The sequence below is a fragment of the Rhizobium vallis genome, assembly GCF_003985155.1.
Classification (GTDB): Bacteria; Pseudomonadota; Alphaproteobacteria; order Rhizobiales; family Rhizobiaceae; genus Rhizobium; species Rhizobium vallis.
Genome location: NZ_ML133694.1, coordinates 96171 through 117410 on the forward strand (window position 1 = coordinate 96171; position 21240 = coordinate 117410).

The 21240-nt window shown below is 62.5% G+C and carries 17 protein-coding genes; 8 read left to right on the top strand and 9 right to left on the bottom strand.

Annotated elements, in window-relative coordinates:
- Positions 1–90 precede the first annotated feature (90 nt).
- From EFQ99_RS23325 to EFQ99_RS23340, 4 genes are all read right to left on the bottom strand, one after another.
- Positions 91–1476 carry a polysaccharide biosynthesis/export family protein gene (locus EFQ99_RS23325; RefSeq protein ID WP_126923586.1) on the bottom strand — a complete coding sequence of 462 codons (1386 nt, stop codon included), beginning with the start codon at positions 1474–1476 and terminating at the stop codon, positions 91–93.
- Positions 1477–1480: 4 nt separating this feature from the next.
- Positions 1481–2503 carry a glycosyltransferase family 2 protein gene (locus tag EFQ99_RS23330; RefSeq protein ID WP_126923587.1) on the bottom strand — a complete coding sequence of 341 codons (1023 nt, stop codon included), beginning with the start codon at positions 2501–2503 and terminating at the stop codon, positions 1481–1483.
- Positions 2500–4260 (bottom strand): GNVR domain-containing protein, encoded by a 1761-nt coding sequence (locus EFQ99_RS23335; RefSeq protein WP_126923588.1) that lies wholly within the window; start codon positions 4258–4260, stop codon positions 2500–2502. The genes EFQ99_RS23330 and EFQ99_RS23335 overlap by 4 nt, the downstream gene beginning before the upstream one ends.
- A gap of 136 nt (positions 4261–4396) precedes the next feature.
- Positions 4397–5098 (bottom strand): sugar transferase, encoded by a 702-nt coding sequence (locus EFQ99_RS23340; protein WP_126923589.1) that lies wholly within the window; start codon positions 5096–5098, stop codon positions 4397–4399.
- Positions 5099–5570: 472 nt separating this feature from the next.
- On the opposite strand from EFQ99_RS23340, the gene EFQ99_RS23345 reads away from it, so the two are divergent.
- The 8 genes from EFQ99_RS23345 (at position 5571) to EFQ99_RS23380 (ending at position 16439) form a co-directional block, all read left to right on the top strand.
- On the top strand, positions 5571–6305 hold the full coding sequence (locus tag EFQ99_RS23345; RefSeq protein ID WP_126923590.1) for a Crp/Fnr family transcriptional regulator: 735 nt from the start codon (positions 5571–5573) through the stop codon (positions 6303–6305).
- A complete protein-coding gene (locus tag EFQ99_RS23350; RefSeq protein ID WP_126923591.1) occupies positions 6305–7651 on the top strand; it encodes a glycosyltransferase family 4 protein in 1347 nt (448 codons plus the stop codon). Before EFQ99_RS23345 ends, EFQ99_RS23350 begins: the two co-directional genes overlap by 1 nt.
- On the top strand, positions 7648–8892 hold the full coding sequence (locus EFQ99_RS23355; RefSeq protein WP_126923592.1) for a glycosyltransferase family 4 protein: 1245 nt from the start codon (positions 7648–7650) through the stop codon (positions 8890–8892). The genes EFQ99_RS23350 and EFQ99_RS23355 overlap by 4 nt, the downstream gene beginning before the upstream one ends.
- Positions 8893–8965: 73 nt before the next feature.
- Complete coding sequence (locus EFQ99_RS23360; RefSeq protein ID WP_126923593.1) at positions 8966–10447, top strand: lipopolysaccharide biosynthesis protein; 1482 nt, start codon at positions 8966–8968, stop codon at positions 10445–10447.
- 50 nt (positions 10448–10497) lie between these two features.
- Complete coding sequence (locus tag EFQ99_RS23365; RefSeq protein ID WP_126923594.1) at positions 10498–11325, top strand: glycoside hydrolase family 16 protein; 828 nt, start codon at positions 10498–10500, stop codon at positions 11323–11325.
- Positions 11326–11695: 370 nt separating this feature from the next.
- On the top strand, positions 11696–15235 hold the full coding sequence (locus EFQ99_RS23370; protein ID WP_245441566.1) for an autotransporter domain-containing protein: 3540 nt from the start codon (positions 11696–11698) through the stop codon (positions 15233–15235).
- A gap of 11 nt (positions 15236–15246) precedes the next feature.
- The gene (locus EFQ99_RS23375; RefSeq protein ID WP_126923596.1) at positions 15247–15678 is read left to right on the top strand and encodes a globin family protein; all 432 of its coding nucleotides are present in this window, start codon (positions 15247–15249) and stop codon (positions 15676–15678) included.
- 122 nt (positions 15679–15800) lie between these two features.
- Complete coding sequence (locus EFQ99_RS23380) at positions 15801–16439, top strand: invasion associated locus B family protein (protein WP_164736429.1); 639 nt, start codon at positions 15801–15803, stop codon at positions 16437–16439.
- Here EFQ99_RS23380 and EFQ99_RS23385 read toward each other — a convergent pair.
- Genes EFQ99_RS23385 through EFQ99_RS23405 form a run of 5 tightly spaced genes read right to left on the bottom strand, consistent with a single transcriptional unit; the run spans position 16436 to position 21181 of the window.
- Positions 16436–17509: an ABC transporter ATP-binding protein gene (locus tag EFQ99_RS23385; protein WP_126923598.1), complete on the bottom strand. Its 1074-nt coding sequence runs from the start codon at positions 17507–17509 to the stop codon at positions 16436–16438. The genes EFQ99_RS23380 and EFQ99_RS23385 overlap by 4 nt on opposite strands.
- On the bottom strand, positions 17506–18432 hold the full coding sequence (locus tag EFQ99_RS23390) for a PfkB family carbohydrate kinase (protein ID WP_126923599.1): 927 nt from the start codon (positions 18430–18432) through the stop codon (positions 17506–17508). The genes EFQ99_RS23385 and EFQ99_RS23390 overlap by 4 nt, the downstream gene beginning before the upstream one ends.
- The gene (locus tag EFQ99_RS23395; RefSeq protein ID WP_126923600.1) at positions 18433–19455 is read right to left on the bottom strand and encodes an SIS domain-containing protein; all 1023 of its coding nucleotides are present in this window, start codon (positions 19453–19455) and stop codon (positions 18433–18435) included. It abuts the gene before it with no gap.
- Positions 19452–20297 carry a carbohydrate ABC transporter permease gene (locus EFQ99_RS23400; protein WP_126923601.1) on the bottom strand — a complete coding sequence of 282 codons (846 nt, stop codon included), beginning with the start codon at positions 20295–20297 and terminating at the stop codon, positions 19452–19454. Before EFQ99_RS23400 ends, EFQ99_RS23395 begins: the two co-directional genes overlap by 4 nt.
- Complete coding sequence (locus EFQ99_RS23405) at positions 20297–21181, bottom strand: carbohydrate ABC transporter permease (RefSeq protein WP_126923602.1); 885 nt, start codon at positions 21179–21181, stop codon at positions 20297–20299. Before EFQ99_RS23405 ends, EFQ99_RS23400 begins: the two co-directional genes overlap by 1 nt.
- Between the last annotated feature and the right edge of the window lie 59 nt (positions 21182–21240).

The window sequence follows — 21240 nt, forward strand, 5'->3', positions numbered from 1 at the left end:
GCATGGCTTTTGCCGAAGACCGGCATGCACCTCTCGACGCGTCGCCCTGGGCGAAAGCCGCCCACTGTCGTTGATGATCACAACAGGCTCCTAATTCGATCCCGTCTGGGGTGCCCAGCCGGCAGCCGGCCGGTTGTCTCCAGCCACATCAGACGAAGCGGCTGTCGAGCTCTGCTTTTGCTGCGGGCTCGGCAACTGCGGCTGGGACGGCGATGTCTGAAGGGCGGTGTCCAAGCCGACCTCGACCAGATCATGCGGCAGCAATGCGGTTTGTTCGTCCGCCACGATGGTGCGGGAGGTTCCGTCATCATTGCGACGGACGATCCTGTAGTTCTTCTGCGCTTTGCCGACACCCGGCGTCTCCGCATGGATCTCGGCGAGTTGAGCGTCGTAGCCCGCCTGCTCGCCCAGAAGCTGGGCCACCTGGATATCGATTGCCGCCCTGCCGATTGCGAGATTGACCTGGTTCAGCAGCTCCTGGTTTTCGCTGTTCTGTCTGTTGACGATGTTGATCTTGGAGCGATCGGCTTCGCTGAGACCCTGGCGAGCCGTGGTCAGGGCTACTTCGAGATCAATCAGGGTACCTTGAGCATCCGCGACCCAGCGATCGACCGAGACCTGACGGGAGTTGCTGACCAGGCCCTTGCTCACCAGGCTGTTGACGTTGTCCAGTTCCTTCTGGGCAAGATCGATTTGCCGCTTTTGCGTGCTGATCTTGGCCGTGAGCGATTCGACCTGCTGTCCATAGAGACGGGTCAAGTCGTTCGCCGCTTCGACCTGGCTGTCGATATCGACGCGCCGCAGCCGCATCAGGTTCAATTCCTGCGCCTTCAGCTTGTCCACATCGGGTGCGCCGGCGAGTTCGGCAGGGATCTCGAAACTCTGCTCGCCGGCAATCTCGGCGCGCAGGCGCGCCTGGCGCATCAGGAGATCGCGCCGGTTGAGAACGGCCGTTCGGTAGGCGCCGGCAGCCTGGATCCGGTCGCGCTCGAAGTAGGTGTTATCCTCGCGCTCCCGCAGGAAACCGCCGGCAATACTGACTGCTTTCATGACGGTCATGCTGGGTTCAAAAGGATAGCGTCCCGGCGTCTGGACAGTTCCGGTCACGAAGATCGGCGCGTGTTCGGCGATCTCCAGGGCAATGTACGGCTTGCCCGGAAGCTGCGCCTGCTGGCTCAGCGCGCTGGCGATGGCATCGGCGAGCTCTTCGGTCGTCTTTCCGGTTGCCTGCACGTGGCCGGCGATCGGGATCGAGAGATTGCCGGCGTCGTCGATAGTATAGACACCGTCGAGAGCTTCCCAGCTGGCATAACGGGAATCCGATGACCGCCATTCGACGACGCGCAGTCTTACCTTGTCTTCCGGAACCAGCGAGAATGTCTGCGCGTGGGCGACGCTCCAGCCGGCCATGCAGGCGAGTGCCAGCACGGCAAGTGCCGCTGAGATGAGGCGATCCGACAAGGAGGTGCGCTGCATTGGTCTATCTCCGTTTCGTTGCGATCGATGGCGAAGGCGTTTCGCGCGGCAGGGGATTGGCGAATTCGAGAATGCGGGACGGAGAGGCGCGGCCGACGAGAAGATCGGACAGCGCCAGCAAATTGCCGTTCAGACGTCCCCACCGGTCGATCATACTGTCGTTGGACAGGACGCCCGACGCGTTCGCCAGGATGTTGCGGCCGATCTGCGCGATTGCGCGGCCCTTCGACATCGTGCCCTTGCGGATCAGGTAGGCGGGATTGGCAACCTGCGAATAGCCGAGCCTTCGGCCGGGCTGGCGTCCGGATCTGACGCCGAGATGCACGCCGCGGGCGCCTTCAACGCGCACGGACCTGCCGTAGCGGGCAATGGCCCGGCTGAAATCGACATCCTCGAGCCAGCCGTAGAGCGGCAGCTGTTCGTCAAAGCTCACCGCGTGCTCGACAACGGGCGAAAGGCGGACCGCCATGTTGCATCCGTAAGCGTTGTAGACATCGCTCACCTGCTCGGCCGTTTCGCCGGCAGCTTCGAGAACCTGCAGCGCTTGCGACATGGTGAGGCCGCCGTCGAGGACACCGTCGGCGAGGACTTCGCCCGTGGCGATCACGACCTCGGGTCTCGCAGCAAAGACGCTCGCCATCCGTGGCAGGAAGGTCGCGGCCGGAATGAAATCGTCGTCCAGGAAGATCAGGATATCCGTATCGGCCGCGGCCGCCTGGATGATCCTGTTGCGCTGGGAGGTCAGGCCGCGGCTGCCGACGATGATTTCCACGTCGCCGCGATTGGCGAGCCCGGCAGCATCGTCGACCGCGGGCACGCAGACGATAAGCCGTTCCGGCTGCTCCGGCAGGCCGACGAGATAATCGACTGTCTCCCGCAGTATCCCAGCGCGGCCCGCCGAAGCGATCCCCACGGCAATTCTCAGCGGGCGGCCTGCGCGCCCCACTATGGCTTCCGGGCCGCAAGGAACCGGCGCCGGCCCGCTCGAGCCGCCCTGGCTGGTTGCTACTGCCGAAGGTGATGTCATGACTGCATGCTCTTCGGTGCATGGTTGATGATTGCGCCGAGAATTTCGGCGCCGACGTTACGCATGGTCTCGATGACGCGGGTGGTATCGTCGATCGAGGTGCGCCCATGCGAGGTGACCACGAGGACGCCGTCCAGCTCCGGTGCAATGGCATTGGCATCAGGCGAGGTGGAGAAGGCGGAGATGTCGACGAATATGGCGTCGAATTCCTTCTTCAGTTCGGCGAAGCTCAACTGCGTGCGGCGGGAGCTCAGGCGAATGGCCGGCGTCACCGCTTCGACCTTGCCGAGCGGGAGGAATTTCAGCGTCGGGGTGAGCGGCAATGCGGCCGTCTGGATCAGCTCGCCATTGTCGAGAACATCGACGAGGCCCATGGAACTGTTAGGGGCGATCGATTTGCTCAGCGAGGATTTCTGCGCAGCCGCATCAATCAGTAGCGTGTGCGCCCCTGATATCGACGAGAGAACCGCGAGTTCGCAAGCTATGGACGATGCTCCGCTGCCGGGATCGACGGCGACGACACCGATGACGACCCGGCGTTTGCGCCGCAGGCCGACGACCGTGGCGCTGAGTTCCGCCATGCCGGGAATAACGGGGTAGGCGGCTGTGCTGCTGCCTGTACCGGCGGCGAGGAAACGCGCGGGGTGCCCGTTCCGGGCTTTCATCGACCTCGACAACAAAGTGACGAAGGGCAGTCCATTGGTTTCCGCGATCTGATGGGGCCGAATGATCCGGCGGTCGCCGGCGTGCCTTATGATGGCAAGCCCCAGGCCGACGCCGAGGCCAACGGCCCCCGCAAAGGCGATGATGAGCGTGCTGCGCGGTCTTGCCTTCGAGAGCGGCAGCGTCGCCCGCGAGACGATCGTGGCGTCGGACACGGGATAGGTTATGCGCTGCTTGGCTTCCGTCAGCTGGGTCAAGGTGCTTTCATAAAGGGTGCGGCGGGCGTCCGTCGCGCTCTGCAACTCCGCAAGCTTGAACTGGTCGCGCGGATTGCTGGTGAAGGTGCTCAAGGCACTGGCGGAATCGGCCAGTCCGCGCTGTTGTTCCTTGATGAATTTTTCCAGCCAGTCGCTGTATTGCCGGGAGGCATCGGCCTTCATGGCGATATTCTTCTGGATATATTGCCTGGCGAGCGTATCCGCGATGTCGACGGCCCTCTGAGGGGTTGATGCCGCGGCCGATATCTCGATGATCGTCGAACTCCCGATCCGGCGTATTTCGATCATGTTCAGCAGCGTGGCGATCGCCCAGTCCTGCAGCCGCTCCTCCTCCGTCTGCGGCTGCGCGCCGCGCGTTCCCTTGCCTGTTGTCTCCTGCGGGGCCGTATCCACCTGCGAAGAAGTCCCCATCAGCCAATTCTTCGCCCTGTCCTGCAGCGAAGGCTGCTGATCGACGAACTCGGGATCGCTATCGAGATCGAGCACCCTGACCGTTTGGCCGATGACGTCGCTGGATCTGGCGATCTCAAGCTGTCCTTCTATGAAGGCGTCTTCCGCGAAGGCCCTCTGCGCTTCAGAACCACTCACCTGGGGAAAAATCACAAGTTGTGTGCTTGCGACGAAAGTCGGCACCGCGGTCAGCAGGTAGCATGCAGCCATTGCGAGGAAGACCATGGTCGTCACCACGATCCACAGCCAGCGCATTCTGAGAAAGAAGAGCATATCCCGCAGGGTCAGCGGCGAATTGCCTCCGCCGTTGGTTGCCGGAGGCAGGGATATCGGGGAAACGCCGCTGAAGATCGTGCTTGAGGTCATGTCGTCCTAATCCAAAATGGCGAGATTGCGGAATAACCCGGTGTCGAGTGACCAGGCATTGGCAGCTTGGAGGGGACGGGGGGAGTAGCCAAACTTCCGATTTCAGCCATGATCGGCAGCTCTCTCCCCTTGGGGCTCAGTAAGAGCCGCGCTGTGAAAACAGAGCGGGAATGGTCTTCGCAAGGATGACGAAGTCCCGAGCGAGCGACCAGTTGCTGACATAGTGAGCGTCGAGGGAGACCCGGTACTCGTAGCTGACGTCATTGCGTCCGCTGGTCTGCCAGTGACCGGTCAGGCCCGGGCGGACGGCCATGTAGGCCCACATATGCTCGCCGTAACGGGGCAATTCCTCGACGGTGACCGGCCGGGGGCCGACAAGGCTCATTTCGCCGCGCACGATATTGATCAGCTGAGGAAGCTCGTCGATGCTCGATCGCCTCAGGATATCACCGACGGCCGTGATCCTCGGATCGTCCTTCAACTTACGCGTTTCTTCCCATTCGCTGCGCGCAGCCGGGTTGTTTCGCAGCAATTCGGCAAGCTGTGCGCTCGCATCGGTCTTCATGGTACGGAATTTGAGGCATCCGAACGGTGCGCCGCCGACGCCGACGCGGGTATGGGAATAGAAGACCGGGCCGCGATCGGAGAACTTCACGATCAAGGCGACGAGCAGCAGAAGCGGGGCAAGCAGGATCAGGGCGATGATCGCGACAAAAATGTCCATCGCCCGTTTGAATGATCTGCCTGCCGCACGCGGCCGCGACGAATGGAGATCGCCGCCTTTCGCGGAGCTTCCGACGCGCGACCAGCCCTCGAAACTATGTGCTTCCCATGTCATCGGTGGTCTCCAAAACAATCGGTCAAGAACCGTTCAAACTTTGCTGCGCCGCACCCTGGTTGTCTGTTACCAAGGTCATAATCCTTAATTATTTCTTTATGATACTAAGCCGCACAAGAGAAATCTGATTACTCCTACTGTCCTTCTTTTCTTTTCAATCAACGATCTAACCTACTTAGAGGTGATTAATTCGCGGAAATTCATCTATAATTTTGATGTCATCATTTTGATTATTGCTGCTTTTTAGCTCATCAAGACTTATTAATGAGCAGCTCTCCCGCATGATACGATCATTGTTCGATCTCTCCGAGGTTTTGAGTTCGTCTAATGATGTATTTTTTGTTCTTCAACTAAATGTAAACTTGATATTTACGCTATCTCTCTGTGATGTTATTTGACTCCTATATTAAGGCAATATAAATGATGCAGTGCAGCATAACCTATGGTCATTCCAGTACTGGGAGTCATGCGCATGGATGGGGCAACACACGTATCGGATCGTAGGTCCGGCATCGGCAAAGCGGGAATTTCCGCTGGCGGCATTCATCTCAACAGCCGCATCGTCATCGACGACGAATTCCTTTCCTGCCGCTCGAGCGTCCGGCGTTTCCGCCGCGGCGAGGTCATTGCCGGGGCCGGCGTCCTCGTCGATACTTTCGCGCGCGTGCATTCGGGATTGGTCAGCGCAAGCACGATGCTGCCCGACGGCCGGGAATTCATCGTCGAGATCATTCCGAAATCAGGCCTTATCGGCGAGCTCGAGGTCTTGCGCAGGCAGACCTTGAACCTCGAATACCGGGCGGCTTCCAATTGTGAGCTGCATTTTTTCGAAGGCCGGCTGCTGCGCGATATGTACGCTAGCGATCCCTCCTTTCGGGAAAAGGTCTTCTCGCGGGCGCTGGCGCGCATTTCCGAGCTTGAGCTGCGGATCATTGCCAGTGCCGCGTCGACCCTGCAGGCGAGGCTGGCCAGCACGCTGCTGCGGCTCTCCGCCGTCTATGCAAAAGATGCGGCAAACAACGGGAACGAACTGATCATTTCGCAAAACGACCTGGCCGCCACGCTGCCGGCGTCCCGCGAGAAGGTCAATCAGTGCCTGCGACGGCTGCGGGAAAGCAAGATCATCGACGGGGGGCAGGGCAAGATCCGCATTCTCAACCGCAAGGCGCTGGAGGCTTGCGCCAACGGCGCGATCTCGGTGAAGTGATGCCCCCATCGCTGCCCGAGGCCCTCCGATCCGCCGCAAATGTCAGCCGCTTTCCTGGCTTCGGTGGGACAAAGATCGATCGCGTGGTCATCATCGACGACTACTCGACGGCAAGAGGCGGCGCGACGGCGCTGGCCGTGCTGTCGGCCAAGCTGTTTCGCGGCCTCGACATCCCCGTGACCTATATTTGCGGGGATGACGCGGCCAATGCGGAGCTTGCCGCGCTCGGGGTCTCCATGGTCGGGCTGAACAGCCGCGACCTGCTCAGCGCCGAGCGCGCGAAGGCCTTCGTGACGGGCATCCACAATGGCGCCGCCATCCGCATGATGGCGAACTGGATTGCCGCAGAAGATACGGCCAATACCGTCTACCACGTGCACGGCTGGCATCAGATCCTGTCTCCTGCGATTTTCAGGGCGCTGGCGCCGGTCGCCAGCCGATGCGTGGTTCACGCACATGATTTCTTCACGGCCTGCCCCAACGGCGCTTTTTTCGATTATCAGGCGCAGCAAATCTGCCTTCGGCGCCCGCTGGGCGGAAGCTGCATTGCAACGGCCTGCGACAAGAGAAGCTATTCGCACAAATTGTGGCGGGCCGCCCGCGGCTCCAATATCCTGAGGCTTCTGAAGGATCGGGCCGATTTCGGACGGATTATCCTGCTGCACGAGAAGATGGCAAGCTTCCTCGTTGGCTCCGGCTACAGGCCCGAACGGCTGACGACGATCCGCAATCCCGTCGCTCCCCTGTCGATAGAGCGCATCGAGGCGGAGGCCAATGACGAGTTCGTCTTCATCGGGCGGCTGGACGAGGAGAAAGGCGTGGAGGACGCCGTGGCCGCCACCCGCAGAGCCGGCGTCAGGCTCTGCGTGATCGGCGACGGACCGCTGATGCCGATGGTGGCTGCGTCAGGAGATCACGTCAGGGCTCTCGGCTGGCAATCGCATGCCGAGATCGGCCCGATTATCCGCAAGGCGCGTGCGCTGCTGATGCCGTCGCGCTATCCCGAGCCATTCGGTCTCGTTGCGATCGAAGCGGCCAGAAGCGGCCTGCCGGTCATCATGTCGCGCAGCGCGTTTCTGGCAGAGGAAATGGAAAGAGCCGGCATGGCGCTTGCCTGCGATACGGCCGATGAAGGCGCCTTTGCCGATACTTTGACGAGATTCAGCCGAATGCCGGCGCACGAGGTCCGCGCCATGAGCGAGCGGGCCTTCCTGAATTCGCCGGATCTCGCCTCGACACACGAGGAATGGCGCGACGCGCTTCTTGCCGAATATTACAGCCTGCTTTCGACGAATGCGTTTCCCGAGCTGACAGATGGTGTGGCGAGACAAGGAGTATTCAGTTGACCTTTAAAGCAACAACCGCTCTTCCCGATGCGAGAGCCTTTCTCGCCGATGCGCCTGTCCTGGCGAAAAGACGTGCCGCCGAGGCCGGAAGCCAAAGCGACAGCAAGCAGCTTCGCGTCGCGATCGTGCACTATTGGCTCGTTTCGATGCGCGGCGGAGAGAAGGTCGTTGAAGAGTTGTGCCGCATGTTTCCGCAGGCCGACATCTTCACCCTCGTCTGCAACCGGGATCGCATCAGCGATTTCCTGAAGACGCGCAACATTCACACCTCCTTCCTGCAGAAGATCCCCGGTGCGCAGCGCCACTATACCAAGATGCTGCCGCTGATGCCCTTCGCGCTCGAGCAGTTCGATCTGCAGGATTACGATCTCGTGCTGTCGAGCGAATCCGGCCCCGCCAAGGGCATCATCACGCGCGCCGATGCTCTTCATATCTGCTATTGCCATTCGCCGATGCGCTACATCTGGGATCAATTCCATGTCTACCGGCATGGCCTTCCCTGGGTAGGGCGCGCCCTGATGTCGATCACCGCGCCGATGCTGCGTGCCTGGGACGTCACCACAGCCTCCCGGGTCGACATGTTCGTTGCTAATTCCGACTATGTCGCAAGCCGCATCCGCCGTTTCTACGACCGAGAATCCGTCGTCATTCATCCGCCCGTCGCGACCGACGATTTCGTGGTGGGGAAGGGGAAGGGCGAATTCTACCTCTATGCGGGGCAACTGACCGCCTACAAGCGGCCTGATATCGCCGTTCGGGCCTGCACCGAGGCCGGCCGGAAGCTGGTCGTGATCGGCGAGGGAGAACAGTTGCCCTATCTGAAGTCGATCGCCGGACCGACCGTTGAGTTTCTCGGCCATCAGCCCTTCAACGTTCTGCGCGACCACCTGTCGCGGTGCCGCGCGCTGCTGTTTCCCGGCATCGAGGATTTCGGCATCCTGCCGGTGGAAGTCATGGCATCAGGGCGGCCGGTGCTGGCTTTCGACGCCGGCGGCGCCAGGGAAACCGTTTCCTCGCCGCATGTCGGCTTCCGTTTCGCCCAGCAGACCACAGAAGCGCTGCTGGAAACGATGGCGGCATTCGAGGAGGTCGAGGACGATATCGATCCGCAGGCAATCCGCGCGCACGCGCTGAAATTCTCCTCCGCCGTGTTCCGCGACAGTCTGGCCGGCCTTATCGAGCAACAATTGTCCCATCATGGCGACCGGTCGGCCGACGTCTTCAGAAGACGGCCGGGCTGACGGGCAGGGGCGGAGCCACCCGCTGCCGCGACCGAAACCGTCTCAAACTGCCGACGAGGAATGATAGCAGATCATGTCAAGCGTATCTCAGAGGACGGCGACGGCGAGCATCTGGACGATCAGCGGAAAGTTCCTGGCGCGGATGCTTGATTTCGTCAGCCTTCTTGTCCTGGCAAGGCTTCTGAGCCCTGCGGATTTTGGCCTGGTCGCCATTGCGACCTCGGTCCTCGTCATCGTCGAGGCGGTCCTGGACCTGCCGCTGACGCAGGCGCTGATGCGCCAGCCGTCGCCTTCGGACGAGATGTTTGCCACAGCCTTCACCCTCAGCCTGCTTCGGGGGGCGGCCATCGGCCTCTTGATGATCTTCATCTCCTGGCCGATGGCCTTAATCTATGACGATAACAGGCTTTTTGCCCTTGTCGCCGTTCTCTCGATCGCGCCCGCCATGCGCAGCATGATCAGTCCGCGCATGGTCCTCTTCATGCAGCATTTCGATTTCAAACGCGAATTCGCGCTCGATCTCATCACCAAGGGATCGACATTGCTGTTTGGGGTTGGAGTGGCCGCGACAACCGGCAGCTATTGGGGGCTGGCGATCGGGGCGGTCGCGGGACCGACTGCCGCGATGATCACCTCCTACGTCTTCGCGCCGATGCGGCCGGCCTTCAGCCTTTCCGAGTGGAAGCGTTTTCAGGACATGATCAGCTGGAACACCGTGTCGCAGGTGCTGAATTCGGTCAACTGGCAACTGGACCGGCTGCTGCTGCCGCGGTTCAGCGGCCTTTCGACATTCGGCGCCTATAGCGTCGCCGACAATATTGCCGGCATTCCATACCAGACCTTCGTCGGACCGTTGCTGCGCCCGCTGATGGCGGCATTCTCCACCGTCGAAGACCGCCGCAATCTGGTCGCTGCCTATCTGAAGGCGACGAATGCGATCACCTTCGTCGCGGCGCCCATTCTCATCGCGCTCGCCATGCTCGCCGAGCCGACGGTGCGTATCCTCGTCGGCGAGAAATGGGCGTCGGCGGCGCCGATCCTGCAGTGGCTCTGCCTCGTCAGCCTGCTTGGTCTTCCCACCAACATCATGCCGGCATTGGCCATGGTTCTGGACAATACCCGCTCCCTGGCGCTCAGGATGTTTGCCGAGTTCGCCGTCAGAGTGCCGGTCACCATCCTCGGCATCGCCTATTTTCAGGTGGCGGGGGCGCTCGGCGCGCGGATCATCGCGGTGCTCGTCGCCTATGCCGTATCGCTCGTCATCACGCGGCGGCTGATCGGCGCGAGTTTTGCCGCGCAGCTGAATGCCTATTGCCGGCCGCTGGTCGCGAGCCTGCCGATGATCCTTTTCCTGTTCTGGGCGGAGCCGATGCTGGCCGCCATGCCTACCGGTCTCAACCTGATCGTTGGGCTCGCGCTTTGCGGCGGGACGGGTGCGGCAATCTTCTGGGTCTTCGCGCTGCTGATGTGGCAGATCCTGGGAAGGCCCGACGGTATCGAGACCATCGTCGTCCAAAGGCTCATGCCGCGACGAAACGGTGTCCTCACCTCATGATCGAGACAGGTGCAGTCCAACGATTGGTTTGGCGTTTTCGGAGAAGTGGAATGCGTTACGGAATATCTTCCAAGGGCTTGGGTTTGCTCATCGTCCTCGGTCTGGGCGCATTGCCCGGCCGGCCCAGCGTCGCCCAGGAACCGATCAACATGAATGCGTATCAGCTGACGTTCGAAGAGAATTTCGACAGTCTGGACGTCTCGGCCTGGGGAGAGAAAAGCTCACGGTGGATCGCCCATACACCTTGGAACGGCGATTTCGGCGATGCCCGCTTTACGGATCCGGCTCCCGGCTTTCCGTTTACGACAGATCAGGGAATTCTGAAGATCGAAGCGCGCAAGGAGGCCGATGGAACCTGGCGCTCGGGCCTGTTGTCGGCGGTGAACCCGAAGGGCGAAGGTTTTTCCCAGCAATTCGGCTATTTCGAAGCGCGGATGAAGCTGCCGCCGGGCAAGGGGGTCTGGCCGGCCTTCTGGCTCATCGGGCTCGACCGGTCGAAATATACCGCCGAGATCGATGTCCTCGAATATTATGGACGCGCGCCCTACGAGTTCAGCATGGGCTTTCATGTCTGGCGTCAAGCCCAGGGCGGCCAGAACTCCACCGGCGGCCACTGGCAAACCGTTCAGGACGGAATTTTGAACAGCGAATATCATACCTACGGCGTCGATATCCAACCCGACAAGACGAGCTTCTATCTCGACCGTCAGTTCATCTGGAGCTTCGACACGCCGAAGGAGTTCCACATGCCGTTCTATCCGCTGGTGAACCTGGCGCTCGGCTCGGGCTGGCCGATCGACGAGACGCCGAACCCTTCCATTCTGCTCGTCGATTACATTCACGTCTACAAACGGAAGCCTGCCGACGCGGCCAATTGAACACGTAACCTCCGACGTCCTGTCGGTCGCATCCGGCAACCGGCGGGACGTAGATTATCGTCATCAAATCGTACTTGCGCGGCGCGCCGACCGGCCGGGGTTTGCCGCAATCGCCGAAGAGCGCGAAACAGCGGTCTGCAAGACCATGAGGTCGTTTGGAGGCGCCGTGTCCGGTGGCCGGAAGACCACAAAATCCCGGAAAATTCCCGTTGTGTAATCCAGTCCAATTGTGGTGCGGTCTGGTCCAAGACAATCCCCACAACCAATGACATGGCTGCTCACAGTCAACTAAGCCATTGTCATACTGGGGATTCGGATGCACGGGAATAAATTCAGGGGTCGCGGAACGGCGCGTTTGATGGCGCTGGCAATGAGTTCGACGGCCTTGGTCGGAGGCGCGCTTTCGGGAAATGCGTCGGCGGCCGATTGGACGGGAGCCTCCTCCAATGATTGGTTCACGATCGGAAACTGGAACACTGGCGCTGTTCCGACAGCGAGCGATGATGCCACGGTCAATTCGAACTCGCCGATTGCGACAATCGATGGTGCTTCGGCCCATGCGGACACCATCGTCGTCGGCGACAGCGCGACCGGTAGGCTGTGGATCCAGAACACCGGCACGCTGAGCAGCAACAACGCCGTCCTGGGTAACCTCGTCGGATCCGTTGGCATGGCAGGCATCGCCGGCGCGGGTGCGACATGGACCAACAGTGCGGATCTGACGATCGGCAACTTTGGCATCGGCTCGTTGACCATCTACGGCACCGGTTCGGCCACTAACGCAGCCGGAATTATTGGGGCACAGACGGGCTCCAACGGCACGGTGACCGTCGGCGGGCTGGGTTCGACCTGGGCGAACAGCGGCGATCTCACCGTCGGCGACAAGGGCACAGGCGCGCTGACGATCTCGAGCGGCGGTGTGGTCAGTAACGCCAGCGGCATCGTGGGTAATGACGCGCTCGGCAACGGCACGGCGACCGTCGGAGGGGCGGGCTCGACCTGGACGAACAGCGGCGATCTCACAGTCGGCGCGTCCGGCAATGGCAGCCTTTTCGTCGTGAACGGCGGTCGTGTCGAGTCTATCAAAAGCACCATGGCCAGGAGCGCCGAATCCTACGCAACCGTCACGGTCGATGGCGCCGGCTCGGAATGGTCGAGCATGGACTACCTGGAGGTCGGCCATGCCGGCAAGGCCGAGCTCACCATTTCGAATGGCGGCTTCGTCAACAACAGCTACGGCTTCGTTGGCGGCAACTCGGAAGCCAGGGGCACAATCGTCGTGACAGGGGCCGGTTCACTCTGGTCTAGCACCGCCTCTGTCCTGATCGGCGTCTATGGAGAGGGAACGCTGACGATCACCAATGGTGGCTCGGTCAAAGACGTCGACAGCTTTATAGCCTACAACGGCGGCTCGGTCGGCAAAGCCATTGTCGATGGAGCGGGCTCGACATGGACGAACAGCGGCGACCTGACTGTCGGCAGTGAGGGCGCAGGCAGCCTAATAATCAGCAACGGCGGCAAGGTTTTCGACGACAATGCATCGATCGGCGGCGACCCTAGCGGCATCGGCACTGCGATCGTCGATGGCGCCGGTTCCACCTGGACAACTACGACGTCCTTCGGCGTCGGCGTTTCCGGCATTGGTCACCTGCAGGTTTCCAACGGCGGAGCGCTGATCACCGCCGGCGCCGATCTCGGCCTTCTTGCCGGTGCAACCGGTACCATACGGGTCGATGGCACCGGTTCGACATGGACGGTCGGCGGCGGCCTCGGCGTCGGCGTCGGTGGCAATGGCAGCCTGACGATCACCAATGGTGGCTTGGTGCATGGTGCTACTGGCACGGTTGGCGGCGGAGGCGCCAGCTCCGGCGCGGTAAATGTCGATGGCGCCGGATCGACATGGATAACCGATGGCACCACGGCTATCGGCAACTCAAGCGGCGGTACGCTGACGATCACCAATGGTGGCCTCGTCACCGATATGTTCGGTATTCTCGGCTTAGCCGCAGACGTGACCGGAACCGGTATCGTCGATGGCCCCGGTTCGTCCTGGACGAGCAGCAGCGATCTGATGGTCGGCAAAGACGGCACGGGTGTGCTGACACTCTCGAACGGCGGCGAGGCTTCCGCCAGCACCTTGGTCGTTTCCCATAACGCGGGCTCAACTGGCACGCTCAATATCGGCGGCGCGGCCGGAGGCCCTGCAGCCGGAGCGGGCATCGTCAACGCCCCGCTGGTCCGCATCGGCGCAGGCGGCACCGTCAACTTCAATCACACGGAAGCGGCCTATGATTTCGGATCGATCTTCGATGGTTCCGGCACGATCAATCAGCTGGCCGGCAACACCAATATCACTGGAACCTCCGGCACCTTCGTTGGGGCCACCAACGTGCATGGCGGGCGGCTTGCGGTAAACGGTTCGCTGGCGGGCTCGATCGTCACGGTTTTCGGCGGCGTTCTCGGCGGCACCGGCACTGTCGGCGGTATCGTCGCAAATGCCGGCGGCACAGTGGGACCGGGTAATTCCATCGGCACGCTGAATGTCAACGGCGACGTTACGTTTATGACGGGCTCCACCTATCAGGTCGAAGTGGCAGGCACGAGCCAGTCCGACCTGATCGCGGCGACTGGAACGGCAACGCTGAGCGGCGGCTCGGTCGAGGTTGTCAAACCGGCAGGCGGTTTCGTTCTGAACAGCCACTATACGATCCTGACGGCTGCGGGCGGCATCACCGGCGCCTTCGACGGCGCCTCGGCCGCAACATCTCTGCCCTTCCTGCGGTTTGGCCTGTCCACCGATCTCAACAATGTCTATCTCGACATCGACCGCAGTGCGGCCACCTTCGCCTCCGTCGGCGTCACGCGCAACCAGAAGGCTGCCGGCGCCGGCATCGAGAGCACCGACAATGCCATCGCTGATGCGATCATCCAGTTCGACACGGCTTCGGCCCTCGACGCCTTCGATGCGCTTTCGGGCGAAATCCACGCCTCGGCCAAGGGCGTCCTGCTCGAAGACGATCGCTTCGTTCGGGAGGCCGCACTCGACCGGCTGCGCGATGCGGAGCGGGGCAAACAGGGCGACACCGGCCTCTGGATGCACGGCTTCGGTTCCTGGGGCGCGTTCGACGGTGACGGCAATGCCGCAGCGTTCGACCGCGATATCGGCGGCTTCGTCGTCGGCGCCGACAATGAATTCTCCACCGATGTCACCGTCGGCCTGCTCGGCGGCTATAGCCGCTCGACCTTCCAGCTGGGTGACAGCAGGCGCTCCTCGGGCAGCAGCGACAATTACCAGCTTGGCCTTTATGGCGGCACGCAATGGGGCAACCTCGCCTTCCGAGCGGGCACGGTTTATACCTGGCATGAGCTGGAGACGAGCCGCTCGGTTGATTTTGCCGGCTTCTCCGACAGGTTGGATGCGGATTACAGCGCACAGACGGCGCAAGCCTTCGGTGAATTCGCCTATCGCATCGAGACCGGCGACACGCCGGTGGGCGCGCTTGCCTTCGAACCCTTCGCCAATCTCGCCTATGTCAACCTTGCGACCGATGGCTTTAACGAAAGCGGCGGCGCGGCGGCGCTGGCCGGACGCGACGACAATAGCGGCGTGACCTTCACCACGCTCGGCGTCAGGGCATCGACACAGGTTTCGGGGGTGCTGAGCGCCAGGGGCATGCTCGGCTGGCAGCACGCTTTTGGTGATACCACGCCGACCTCCGATCTCTCCTTCGACGGCGGTTCGATCTTCACCGTTGCCGGTGTTCCGATCCGGCGGGATGCAGCCGTCATCGAGGCGGGCCTCGATTTCACCGTCACGCCAGCGGCAACCTTCGGCCTCTCCTATAGTGGCCAGTTTGCGTCCGATGCGAACGACCAGTCCGTCCATGCCAATCTCAGCGTGAAATTTTAAAGGAAACCGACATGGAAAAGGAAACCGTAGCCACGATCCAAGCGAGCTTTCGCAAGCTGGTGCCGATCGCCGACAAGGTGGGATTGATCTTCTACACCAGGCTGTTCGAAACGCATCCATCGCTTCGGCCGATGTTTGCCGAAGATATCGCGCCGCAGGCAAAGAAGCTCATCCACATCCTCGGTGTCGTGGTTGGCAGCCTGCATGCGCTCGATGCCGTCATGCCCGCCGTCAAGGAACTCGCCCGCCGCCATACCGGCTACGGCGTCACCGAGGCGCATTATCCGGTCGTTGGCGAAACGTTGATCTGGACGCTGGAGCAGGGATTGGGCGACGACTTCACCGACGATGTCCGCCAGGCCTGGCTCAGCGCCTATGCCGCCCTTTCCGGCGTGATGATCGCTGCAGCCAATGAGCCGGTGCAATCCGGCACCATTCACTGATCCTCCCGATGTCAGTGGCATTTCGGTTCGTTCCGTTCGTTCCGGATGAGCCCAACTGTGCCTGTTCCGTTGAGACAAGCTCGAAAGAGTGTCTTAAAGAAGTGAATGAAGGGAGCTGCGGCATGCGCGGACGACTTGGTTTCATCAGCCTCGCCATGATGACGGCAGCGGCATCGGCAACGGGCAGCGTATTCTACGGTGAGCCGGTCGCCGTATCGGCTGCCGAGCGGGGCGCCGAAAAGAGCCCACGGATCAACGATCCGGCGCCGCAGCGGCTGGAGGCCGCCCAAAACGGCCAGGAGGCCCAACCGCCATCGCCACTGCCGGGCGGCGCATCCTCGATCGACGAAACCTATAAGGACTGGCGCGTGGTCTGCGTCCAGCAGGGGGTGGGTAAGCATTGTGCCTTTCTGCAGAACCAGGTGCAGAACGGCCGGCGCGCGCTCGGCATCGAACTCCAGGCGGCAGCAGGCAATGCGGTCTCGGGCATCCTGATGTTGCCATTCGGGCTGGCGCTCGATCAGGGTGTTGCAGTTGCGATCGATAGCGGCGCGGCGAGCCTGGCACTGCCTTTCAGGACCTGCCTTCCGGCGGGGTGCGTTGTCGCCGTCAACTTCGACAAGGACATGGTGAGGACGCTTCGTACGGCCACCGCCCTCAAGGTCAAGACCGCGGCCGACGGCGGAAACCCCGCGACCTTCAGCATTTCCCTGCAGGGCTTTGCAACGGCGCTCGATCGTGTGACGATCCTGTCGCGTTAGCGGCAGCAGCTGAGACCGGTCACCGGGTCGAAGAGGTGCATCGCCTCCTCGTCGAAGAAAAGGGTGAGTTTCTCACCGTCGCCGATTGGCGTGCGTGGCGGCAGGCAGGCCATCAGGCGCTGGTGTCCGGCAAGGGCGGTGACGACGAGTTCCGGGCCTGTGAGTTCGGCGACCTCCAGGGTTGCCTCGATCGATGCGCCCTTGCCGTCTGGGCGAAGCGTCTCGGGGCGGATGCCGAGGATGAGGTCGCGGCCATTGCCGGCCGCCTCGCGGAAACGGGGGGGCAGGGGCAGGCTGATGTCGGACCCTGAAAGCGCCAGCCGGCCATCGCGCACCGTCGTCTTCAGCAGGTTCATCGGCGGCGCGCCGACGAAGGTCGCGACGTAGAGCGTTGCCGGATGATTGTAGATCTCCTCCGGCGTGCCGAGCTGCTCGATGCGGCCGTCGCGCATGACGGCGATGCGGCTTGCGAGCGTCATCGCCTCGATCTGGTCGTGGGTGACGTAGACAACGGTGGTCTTCAGCATCTGGTGCAGCCGCTTGATCTCGGTGCGCATCTCCATGCGCAGCTTGGCGTCGAGATTGGAGAGCGGCTCATCGAAGAGGAACACCTCGGGCTTGCGCACCAGCGCGCGTCCGATCGCGACGCGCTGGCGCTGGCCGCCGGAGAGCTGGCTCGGCTTGCGGTCGAGGAGGTTTTCGATCTGCAGGAGTTTGGCGGCGTCACGCACGGCCTTGTCGCGCTCCGGCGCCGGAACTTTACGCATTTCCAGGCCGAAGCCGATATTCCGATGTACCGTTAGATTGGGATAGAGCGCGTAGGATTGAAAGACCATGGCGATGTCACGGTCTTTCGGATGCACGCCAAGCACCGAGCGTCCGCCGATCCTGACATCGCCGCTCGTTGCCTCGGCAAGGCCGGCGATGATGTTTAGCAGCGTGGACTTGCCGCAGCCGGAGGAGCCGAGCAACACAAGGAATTCGCCGCTTTCCAGCGAGATGTCGATGCCCTTCAACGTCTCGACCTCGCCATAGGTCTTGCGGATGTTCTGGATTTCGAGAGCGCTCATCGCACGGTCTCCTCAGGAGATGACGGGCCGTAACTGCGGGGAAGGGTGGAGATGGTGCGCGAGGCGACCTCGGTTCCCGATGTCAGGCAAGATACCAGCGGCTCGCCGCCTGCGAGTGCGGCAAGGAAGGCGGCGTTGAAGACATCGCCGGCGCCGATCGTGTCGACGACCTTGACGGCGGGTGCAGCCACAGAAACCAGCAGGCCGTCCGGCCCGATCGCCACGGCGCCGTCCGGGCCGCGCTTGACGACGACGATCGCGCCCTCCGGCATATGCGACCTGATTTCATGGGCGGCTTCGATCGGATCGGCGATGCCGGCAAGCGTCGTCGATTCAACTTCGTTCAGCAGCGCGATGCCGCTGCGGGAGAGCCAGGTGCGTGTCGCGGCGCAGTTTTCATCCGTCCAGCCGTCGAGGGGCCAGCCAGTGTCGAGCGCGACGGTAATGTCATGGCGCGCGGCCCAGTCGAAGAAAGCGTCGTACGCCTGCGTCAGATCGTCGGTCAGGAAGGAGCCGCAGAGAAGCGCGTAACCGTCGCGGAGCCTCTCGCCATCGATGACGGCGAAGACGTCCGCGAGGCTGAAGCGCGGCAGGTGGCCTTTCGTCGTGAAGAAGGTGCGTTCGCCGTCCGGATGGGTGATGCCGACGGAGAGTGTCGTTCTCTCAGGGCGAACAGGCCATTTCTCGGAGCGGCGGCCGAAGGCTTCGGCCAGCCAGCGGCCGAACTGGTCGCTGCCGATATTGGCGGCGATTTCGAATTCGACGCCGAGTGCCTGCCAGGCGAGCGCGCTGTTGCCGGCGGCGCCGCCGACCCTCAGTTCGTCATGATCGACGATGATTTCGGTGCCGGCTTTCGGCCAGGGGGCGGCCGGTCCGAGGATGAGGTCGACATTGACGTTGCCGATGACTGCAAGCGGCCGCATTCATTCGCTCCGGGTAATCTTGGTGGATCGAACAGGCGTCCCGGCATCCTCCACGCGGGTTTCGGCAAAAGCGATCATCAGCCGCTGGGCGACCGGCAGCATGGCGAAGATTGCTGCAAGCCCCGTTGCCGGGGCGAAGGGGATCGTCACCGCGCCGGCGACCGGTGCCTGCCCGGATGCGTCGAACAGGACGACGGGAGCGCCGGTCTCGACGGCGGAGGTTGCCATAACGGTGACGAGGCCGGCCGTCTCGTCGAGGCCGCGGAACAGCACGACGCCGATCTCCGGCCCCAGCATCTCCATCGGACCGTGGCGGAGCTGGCCGCCTTCAAGGGAAAAGCAGGGGCGGCGCGACAGCTCCGTCAACCCGAGCGCCAATGCCTCGGCGACACCCTGCAGGCGGCGGCTAGAGGTGACGACGGTCGCGACGTTTTCCAGTGCGGTGAGCGCGGCTGTGATGTCCTGGTTCTCGGGGTTCTTGAGGACGGTAAGTGCGGTGGCGGGATCTTCGCCGAGGGCGGAAAGGATTGCCAGATGCAGGGCGAAGGTCACCGTCAGGCTGCGGGTGGCGGCAAAGGCGAGCTCCGTGCCGCCGGCGCCGACCAAGGATGGAGCAGTACTTGCGAGGAAGGAGCTGGCTTCGAGTGTCAGGCCGAAGGTATCCTCAGTGCCGCCGGTCTCGTTGAACCAGCGCAGGACCTCCGCGCTCTCGCCGGATTGCGAGGTGACGAAGATCGTTCTGCCTGCCACCGGCAACGGCTGGCCGAGTTGCTCTGAGAGCGGCAGAGCGATGGCGTCGATCCCGAGCGCTCGGTAGAGCGGTTCGACGGCACGGTTGACGGCATGCGAACCGCCCATACCGATGAGGAGGAGCCGGCCAGTCTTCTCTAGCGAGGCGGCGGCTCTGGCTGCCATCGGCGCGGCCGTTTCATAGGAGGCGATCGCATCGGCGTGCTGACGGGCCATTTCGCGGTCGATCGCCGCAAGTCCGGCGGGCCGGTTTCTGTCTGTGGTCATGTTCATCCCTTGACGCCGCCGCTGGTGAGCCCCGAAATCAGGGCGCGTTGCATGACGAGACCGATCAGCACCGGGGGCAGGGCGGCGAGCACGCCTGCCGTGGCGATCAGTCCGTAGTCGGAGACGCGGCCGCCAGCGAGATCGGCGATGGCGACGGTCAGCGTCTTGGCGCGCTGGTCTGACGTGAAGAGAAGCGCATAGAAGAATTCATCCCAGGCAAGCAGGAATGCAAAGAGGCTCGACGTCGCGACCACGGGGGCTGCGAGCGGCAGCGTGACGATCCTGAGCGTCTGGAACAGGCCGGCGCCATCGATCATCGCGGCGGATTCGATCTCGCGCGGGATGGAATCGAAGCCCGACTTCATCAGCCAAGTGGTGAAGGGCGCGAGAATGGTGAGATAGACGAGGGCAAGGCCGAAGACGTTGTTCAGCATGCCGAAATGGGAGAGGCCCATGTAGAGCGGCACGGCGAGCGCCACTGGCGGCAACATATAGGTTGCGATCACCATCGACAGCGACCAGCCGACAGAAGGCGTGCGCGACACGGCCCAGCCGGCCGGAATGGCGAGTGCGATGGCGGCGATCGTCGCCATGCCCGCCACTTCGATACTGTTGCGCAACGAGGAGGTGAAGGCGGCGCCGGCGCTGTTTTCGAGCGTCGAAAGCAGCACCTGGTATCGCGAGAAATCGACCGCCTGCGGCCACCAGCGCAACGGCTTTGCCGCAAGGTCCGCGGCTGGCGAAATGCTCATGATGAACAGCCACAGGATCGGCGCCAGGATGACGGCGGCGAGCAACAAAGCGCAAAGGTGGATAAAGACCGAAAAGAATGGGCTTTGACGTTCCATCAGGTGGCACTCCCGGCGGTCTTGCGCACGAGCGCCGCGTAGCCGGCCGCAAGCAGCGTCACCAGCAGCGTGACGATCAAGGCGAGCGATGCGCCCGAGCCCGCTCGCTGAAAGGAGAAGGCTTCCTGATAGACGAGGATCGAGAGCGTACGGGTGCTGTTGGCCGGCCCGCCGCGGGTCATGACCCAGATGATGTCGAACACCTTGAAGGCTTCGATGGTGCGCAGCACCAGCGCCACCATCAGCGGGCCGGCGAGATAGGGCAGGATGACGAAGCGGAAGCGGGCGAAAGCGCCTGCACCGTCGACCAGCGAGGCGGCGGTGATGTCGCGCGGCACGGCCTGGAGGGCTGCGAGCGCGATCAGCGCCACCAGCGGGAAATTCTTCCAGCAGTCGGCGACGATCAGGGCGGCCAGCGCCGTGCCCGGTTCGCCGAGCCAGGAGCGGTAAGCGTCGAGCAGGCCGAGCTGCGTCAGCGCGGCGTTCAATGCGCCGTATTCCGGATTGTAGATCAGCCGCCAGAGCGTGGCGTTGACGACGGTCGGCAGCGCCCAGGGCAGGATCATCAGGGCGCGAAGGGCGGTGCGGCCGCGAAATTGCTGGTTCAGCAGGAGGGCGGCCAGCACGCCGATCACCATTTCGGCGGCGACCGAGACGATCGCAAACCATGTGGTGGTGATGAGTGTGCGCTGGAAATTCGAGCCGGAGATCATCTTCACATAATTGTCGATGCCGACGAAATTGCCCTCGGTGCCGACCAGCTTGGCATCGGTGAACGAGAGGCCGACTGTATCGATCAGCGGCCAGCCGATCACCGAGATCATCACCACGAGAAGCGGCAGCATCAAAAGCCACGCGCGGGTTGTCAGCCAAGTGCCCGACATCGAGGCGCCCCTTCTTCATTCATGGGTTTGGGACCGGGCGGCAGGGGCCGCCCGGGGTT

What these genes read in the sequence shown, in the direction of transcription:
- EFQ99_RS23325 (WP_126923586.1), bottom strand. Translation starts at nt 1,476, where the DNA reads ATGCAGCGCACCTCCTTGTCGGATCGCCTCATCTCAGCGGCACTTGCC.
- EFQ99_RS23330 (WP_126923587.1), bottom strand. Translation starts at nt 2,503, where the DNA reads ATGACATCACCTTCGGCAGTAGCAACCAGCCAGGGCGGCTCGAGCGGG.
- EFQ99_RS23335 (WP_126923588.1), bottom strand. Translation starts at nt 4,260, where the DNA reads ATGACCTCAAGCACGATCTTCAGCGGCGTTTCCCCGATATCCCTGCCT.
- EFQ99_RS23340 (WP_126923589.1), bottom strand. Translation starts at nt 5,098, where the DNA reads ATGACATGGGAAGCACATAGTTTCGAGGGCTGGTCGCGCGTCGGAAGC.
- EFQ99_RS23345 (WP_126923590.1), top strand. Translation starts at nt 5,571, where the DNA reads ATGGATGGGGCAACACACGTATCGGATCGTAGGTCCGGCATCGGCAAA.
- EFQ99_RS23350 (WP_126923591.1), top strand. Translation starts at nt 6,305, where the DNA reads ATGCCCCCATCGCTGCCCGAGGCCCTCCGATCCGCCGCAAATGTCAGC.
- EFQ99_RS23360 (WP_126923593.1), top strand. Translation starts at nt 8,966, where the DNA reads ATGTCAAGCGTATCTCAGAGGACGGCGACGGCGAGCATCTGGACGATC.
- EFQ99_RS23365 (WP_126923594.1), top strand. Translation starts at nt 10,498, where the DNA reads ATGCGTTACGGAATATCTTCCAAGGGCTTGGGTTTGCTCATCGTCCTC.
- EFQ99_RS23370 (WP_245441566.1), top strand. Translation starts at nt 11,696, where the DNA reads ATGAGTTCGACGGCCTTGGTCGGAGGCGCGCTTTCGGGAAATGCGTCG.
- EFQ99_RS23375 (WP_126923596.1), top strand. Translation starts at nt 15,247, where the DNA reads ATGGAAAAGGAAACCGTAGCCACGATCCAAGCGAGCTTTCGCAAGCTG.
- EFQ99_RS23380 (WP_164736429.1), top strand. Translation starts at nt 15,801, where the DNA reads ATGCGCGGACGACTTGGTTTCATCAGCCTCGCCATGATGACGGCAGCG.
- EFQ99_RS23385 (WP_126923598.1), bottom strand. Translation starts at nt 17,509, where the DNA reads ATGAGCGCTCTCGAAATCCAGAACATCCGCAAGACCTATGGCGAGGTC.
- EFQ99_RS23390 (WP_126923599.1), bottom strand. Translation starts at nt 18,432, where the DNA reads ATGCGGCCGCTTGCAGTCATCGGCAACGTCAATGTCGACCTCATCCTC.
- EFQ99_RS23395 (WP_126923600.1), bottom strand. Translation starts at nt 19,455, where the DNA reads ATGAACATGACCACAGACAGAAACCGGCCCGCCGGACTTGCGGCGATC.
- EFQ99_RS23400 (WP_126923601.1), bottom strand. Translation starts at nt 20,297, where the DNA reads ATGGAACGTCAAAGCCCATTCTTTTCGGTCTTTATCCACCTTTGCGCT.
- EFQ99_RS23405 (WP_126923602.1), bottom strand. Translation starts at nt 21,181, where the DNA reads ATGTCGGGCACTTGGCTGACAACCCGCGCGTGGCTTTTGATGCTGCCG.